Annotated in this window: 5 protein-coding genes and 1 pseudogene; 5 read left to right on the forward strand and 1 reads right to left on the reverse strand. The window is 48.2% G+C overall.

The window, feature by feature from the left end:
• The first annotated feature begins 295 nt into the window (after positions 1 to 295).
• Complete coding sequence (locus CSQ88_RS21715; RefSeq protein ID WP_099400150.1) at positions 296 to 949, forward strand: HAD-IA family hydrolase; 654 nt, start codon at positions 296 to 298, stop codon at positions 947 to 949.
• Complete coding sequence (locus CSQ88_RS21720) at positions 946 to 1,206, forward strand: SemiSWEET transporter (RefSeq protein ID WP_099400151.1); 261 nt, start codon at positions 946 to 948, stop codon at positions 1,204 to 1,206. Before CSQ88_RS21715 ends, CSQ88_RS21720 begins: the two co-directional genes overlap by 4 nt.
• A 556-nt stretch (positions 1,207 to 1,762) precedes the next feature.
• Here the strand turns inward: CSQ88_RS21720 and CSQ88_RS21730 are convergent.
• Entirely contained in the window at positions 1,763 to 2,707 is a 945-nt protein-coding gene (locus CSQ88_RS21730) for a DegV family protein (protein ID WP_099400153.1), read from the reverse strand.
• Between the two features lie 311 nt (positions 2,708 to 3,018).
• Here CSQ88_RS21730 and argJ point away from each other — a divergent pair, with 311 nt between their 5' ends.
• From argJ to CSQ88_RS23245, 3 genes and pseudogenes are all read left to right on the forward strand, one after another.
• Positions 3,019 to 4,248, forward strand: a complete 1,230-nt coding sequence (gene argJ / locus CSQ88_RS21735) for a bifunctional glutamate N-acetyltransferase/amino-acid acetyltransferase ArgJ (protein WP_099400154.1) — start codon at positions 3,019 to 3,021, stop codon at positions 4,246 to 4,248.
• A 451-nt stretch (positions 4,249 to 4,699) separates the two neighbouring features.
• The gene (locus tag CSQ88_RS21740) at positions 4,700 to 5,377 is read left to right on the forward strand and encodes a CsgG/HfaB family protein (RefSeq protein WP_099400155.1); all 678 of its coding nucleotides are present in this window, start codon (positions 4,700 to 4,702) and stop codon (positions 5,375 to 5,377) included.
• A 15-nt stretch (positions 5,378 to 5,392) separates the two neighbouring features.
• Positions 5,393 to 5,680, forward strand: a pseudogene (locus CSQ88_RS23245) (hypothetical protein); the annotation flags it as partial.

Genomic DNA, 5,680 nt, shown 5'->3' on the forward strand with positions numbered 1-5,680 from the left:
ATACCGTTTCAATCGTCGAGCAGACCTGTGCGCTCTGATTCCTCGATTACTCAAAGCCGTGATGCAGGCTAAACCTTGTCCAAGAGGGGTATTTCAAGCCTTAATTGAGCAAGAGACATAATCAGGTTAGAGTAAAGATACTGCCAGCCTTGCCCCTGAGTGTTTCCCACCCATTCTCTGATTAACATCTTGCTGCCTTGATAAGGAATGAGCTGATTGTAGAAGAAATAGATCTGGCGCTGGAACTTTAAGCAAAAAATATCGGGCAGAATTTGCGCATTCAAAGGAGATTTGCATGAGCAATACCATGGTCTTAATGGCACGCGCTTTTTTATTTGATATGGACGGCACGCTGGTCGATTCATCCAGCAAAGTAGAAGCTGTCTGGTCGGCATGGTGCCAGAAGCATGGCCTGGATTTAAGCGGGGTGATGGCGATTCAGCAGGGTGTGCGTTCAGAAGACACCATACGCAAAGTGGCACCTCATCTGGATGCCGTGCAGGAAGGGCGCTGGGTTGATCAGTATGAAGCCGGTGATTGTGAGGGCATTACAGAAATCCCCGGTGCGGCGAGGCTGCTTGCTGCCTTGCCGCAGGCTTGCTGGACGGTGGTTACTTCGGCGGGGTTGAAGCTGGCCGGTAATCGCCTTGGCTACTGCCAGCTGCCCGTGCCGCCTCATATTGTGTGTGCAGAAGATGTGAGCGCAGGTAAGCCCGATCCTCAGGCCTATCTGTTGGCGGCCAGCCGTTTAAACACTGCGCCCCGCGATTGTATTGCTTTTGAAGATGCGCCAGCAGGCGTTGCCAGCGCCCTGGCTGCGGGCTGCGCGGTGGTGCAAATCGGCGGAGCGCATAAATTACATTGGGATGTACTGGCCGTGTTGCCAGATTGGCGGGGTGTGACGGTTGCGGCGGATAATGGTCATTTATTTTTGAGCCTTCCGAAATGAACTCATTAAATTTACTCGGCTTTGCCGCCGGGGCTTGCACTACGGCGGCATTTATTCCGCAAGTGTGGCAGGTGTGGACAACACGCTCAGCAAAAGATATCTCGCTGGGGATGTATCTGGTGTTTGTAACTGGGGTATTGCTCTGGCTGGTCTATGGCTTATTCACCAAAGAGCTGCCGCTGATTATCGCCAACGCCATTACGCTGGCACTGGCTGGGGCAGTATTGGTAATGAAATTGTATTTTGAGCGGAAGTAAGCAGGAGGAAAGGGAGCTTGCCCTGGCTTCAACCCTGTTAGCCTGAGAACATGTTTTTCTTAGGGCAGGGTACAAGCTGCGAAGTACGCGGCATGCTCCCCGTGTGTGCACCTGATTTGGTCTTTAGTAGCAAACAAAGAAAAAAGATCACGACTAAACTCTTGGTACGGGGCTTAAATCTCCCCTTGAAACACGCCGGAGTGAGGAACAAGCGGGGCGGGGTTTCGGCCAGGGAGCGAGGCAGCGAGGCAGCGAGCCAATCCCGCCCGCCGCCGACTCGATTGTCCGCAGCGCAGGGGGCTTCGTGTTTCGTGGGGTGGCCTTCTTTCGCTTCCTTTCTTGGCCACACAAGAAAGGAAGGTCCAGCGGGACGCCCGCACCTAAATCAACGTGCCGAAGGCACTAAAAAGGTCTTTGTGACTTTGCTTCGTGCACATGGGGTGAAGCCCGCGAAATTCAAGGGTTTCAACCACCCAGCGATGATTCAATATTTGCAGTGCGCAGCAGAGTAATGACAAATAGCTATGTAGGGTGCCCGGCCTCTCCTTTGCACCACCTAATCCAGCTCTGCCTCAATCTCAGATGCAAAGGCAATCGCTACGCCGCCTGAGCCGATATTCACCCCTGCGGTGGTGCTCATTTCGCAAAGCAATAATTGCACGCCATGGCTTTTGCAGGCTTGTTTTAATTTTTGGTAGGCGGGCATATCGGTGACAACTGCCGGATCGCCGCCGTAGCTGACGCAAATGGTAGGGGCAAAGAGGCCGCGCTCCAGGTGGGAGCGGGCGAGTGAAAATAGTTTTTCAACGCCTGCACTAAAGCCATGAATACGGGCCACAGGCGCAGTGATGCCGCGATAGGCGCGTACGACCGGCTTAATATCGAGTGCGCTGCCCAGCGCATAGGATAAAAAGCCCACACTCTTATCGCCTTTACGCCGTGCCTGGTGACGTAATTGGCCTAAATCGGCAGGCATTAAAAAGCCCTGAGTGGTTTGAGATAATCGCTCGATATGTTTTGTGATTTCAGAATTAGAAGCCTGCAGGCTGATTAAACGGGCCACTTCAGCAACAACTAATCCCTGGCCGGCAAAAATATTGGCACTGTCAAATACGCGCAATGTGAAGGGTTTATTCAAATTGGCTTGTTCACGAATAGGGCGGTATTCGGTGAGAATGGCTCTGGCCGCCTGGCTGCAATGATTAAAAATCTGGCTGCGGGATTGCATGACCGTAAGGCAAAAAACGGCATCAAAATCTAATACCAGGCGGGATAAAAATAATTCACGGATTTGCTCTGTTGAAAAAGGCTCTGATTCAAAATCAGCCACACCTGCCGCAGCCTGGCGGCGATAAAAATCACGCGTAGCAGCAGGATCCCGATTATCAATAAAAGTGCCATCACTGCCATGAATGGTAATTGGCAAAATGACGATCTGATGTTTATCCAGAAAATCCCGTGGTAAATCGCAGCATGAATCCGTGACTAAGCCAATACGCATTGTTATCTCCTCTGAGCATTATTTAGGATGGCCATCTGATGTGGCTCTGTTTTAAACAAGGCAGTGCATTTTAAACGCATGATTTACAACAATGCGCAATGCAATTTATCACTAAGATCTCAATTCTATTACAGGGATAAACCCGTATAAAAATGCTGCTCTGAATACTTTGCACTGTTTTATTTGTTTTAAATTTATCTTTTAAAACAGCGTGGAATAGACGCTGTGGAATAAATGCACCATGTTTTTCCCAGCAACAGTACAGAGGTGCTTTACAATATTTATTTTTGCCCCATCCGGAGATTTCAGTCATGCCCGTTAATCTGCCTACACTTGATCCCAGCCAGCTTTTTCCTGTTGCCGGCTTAGAGCTTGGTATTGCCTCAGCAGGTGTTAAAACCGCAGGCCGTAAAGATGTGCTGGTGATGCGATTAGCGAAGGGCAGCCGTGCCGCAGGGGTATTTACACTGAATAAATTTTGCGCGGCACCCGTGCGTATTTGCCGCAGCCATCTTGCCGACACGGGCGAGATTCGCGCTTTGGTGGTGAATACCGGCAATGCCAATGCAGGCACAGGCCTGGATGGCTATGAGCGCGCTAAAGAAATCTGTTTTGCACTGGCCGAACGTCTGGACATCAGCCCGGCACAAGTGCTGCCGTTTTCTACTGGCGTGATTTTAGAGCCGCTGCCTGCTGCCAAAATTATTGATGCGCTGGATGCCGCTATTGGTGATCTAAAACCAGCTAACTGGTTTGAAGCCGCTAATGCCATCATGACTACCGATGTGGCGCCAAAAGCTGCCAGCAAGAAAATTGTGCTGGATGGCAAAACGGTGACGCTTACCGGTATCAGCAAGGGCGCAGGCATGATTCACCCGAATATGGCGACCATGCTGGGCTATCTGGCAACTGATGCCGCCGTATCGCAAGCCGTGTTGCAAGAATTAGTCAGCTGGTCGGCAGATCGCTCGTTTAACTCGATTACGGTGGATGGCGACACCAGCACCAACGATAGTTTTATCCTGATGGCGACTGGCCAGGCGGGGAACACCGAAGTGGCCGACACCCATAGCGCAGATTTTATTACCCTGCGCGATGCGGTATTGGAAATCAGCCAGACGCTGGCTAAAGCGATTATTCGCGATGGCGAAGGCGCAACTAAATTTATTACGATTAATGTGGAAGGCGGTATTGATCGCGCAGAATGTAAAGCCGTTGGCTATGCAATTGGCAGATCGCCTTTGGTGAAAACCGCTTTCTTTGCCTCTGACCCCAATCTGGGCCGTATTCTCTGCGCGATTGGTTATTCGCAGGTTGAAAATCTGGACGTGGATAAGCTGGAAGTGTGGCTTGATGACGTGCTGGTGGCCAAAGACGGTGGCCGCTATGCGGGATACAAGGAAGAAGACGGCCAGCGTGTGTTAAAGCAATCTGAAATCAGCATTACCGTAAAATTAAACCGTGGCGCTGAATCTGCAACCATATGGACTTGCGATTTTTCTTACGATTACGTCAAAATTAATGCGGATTATCGTAGTTAAGCTCGCATTTCTTGCCACAGTAGTCGTGAGATAAAGCACTAAAAAACCCAGCAATTGCTGGGTTTTTTTATGGGTTTGTTGCTATTGGATTTGAAAAGTACATTGTCATTGCTTCTAAATGTAGATTAGGTAGTTCTGTGTACTGGGGCATTTTTTCTAGCCAAATTATGTTAGCTCTCGTAGAAAAAATTTTATATTCTTTATTTGTTCTCTCATTAAATGAGCTAACAAATAAGATCCCTCCTTTAATTCTTTTACTTTGGTAGCTGTTTTTTAGTTTTAGACCGCATATCGAGTGTGGCTTATTTTTTAGCGAGCGAGTGGTTTTAATCTTGTGGAAAAGCTTGCCTATTCAAAGATGAATTTTTTATTAGTAAATACTTATTTACTCGTCCTAATTACAAAAGTATGATGTTTGGTTTTATTACTACCGTAGTAATAGGGGTGAAGAATGAAAGTATTAAAAGTAATTTCACAGCTTACGGCAGTGGCCCTGCTGTCTACTTTGGCAGGATGCGCTACGGAGAGTTCGCACTTATTGTCTGTCGCAAAAGTGGAAAGCGCCGCTAGGCCTTACGCGGGTGTGCGTACGCCTATTTCGGTTGGAAAATTTGAGAATCGATCCAGCTATATGCGTGGTATTTTTTCTGATGGTGTAGATCGGATGGGTAGCCAGACCAAAACGATTTTGATGAGCCATTTACAGCAAACCAATCGCTTTAGTGTTTTGGATCGCGATAATCTGGAAGAAATGAAGCAGGAAGCCGCTCTTAAAAAGCAAGCTCAAAGCTTAAAAGGCGCTGATTATGTGATTACCGGCGATGTCACCGAATTTGGTCGTAAAGATGTTGGTGATCAACAGTTATTTGGTTTGCTGGGCCGTGGTAAATCGCAGGTTGCTTATGCCAAGGTCAGCTTAAATATTGTGAACGTTACAACATCTGAAGTGGTTTTTTCTAGCCAAGGTGCTGGTGAGTACAGCTTATCTAATCGAGAGATCGTTGGCTTTGGTGGTACGGCTAGTTACGATTCAACGCTCAATGGCAAGGTATTAGATTTGGCCGTGCGTGAAGCGGTAAATCATTTGGTTCTGGCGATTGATACCGGTGCCTGGGTTCCTAATAAATAATTGATTGGCAAAATAATGAAGAACAATTTAATCAAACAGCGAGTTTTACCTTTCGCTCTTTTGGCGAGTGCCTTGCTGGCAGGTTGTAGCACACCACCTAAGACTTTGTATCAGTGGGAAGGCTATCAGCCACAGGTGTATGAGTATTTAAAAGGCCAAGGACCGGAGGCTCAGATCCAATGCTGTTCACTTTATGATTTTTATTCCCCAGTTATGCCGTTGATTAAGAATTTCCGTGCCTTTTCTACTTGCAAAATGCTTAGTTCGTCGTTTCACAACCCGCGGATTACTGCGTCCTGTTGG

The sequence above is a fragment of the Iodobacter sp. BJB302 genome, from assembly GCF_002735645.1.
GTDB lineage: Bacteria > Pseudomonadota > Gammaproteobacteria > Burkholderiales > Chitinibacteraceae > Iodobacter.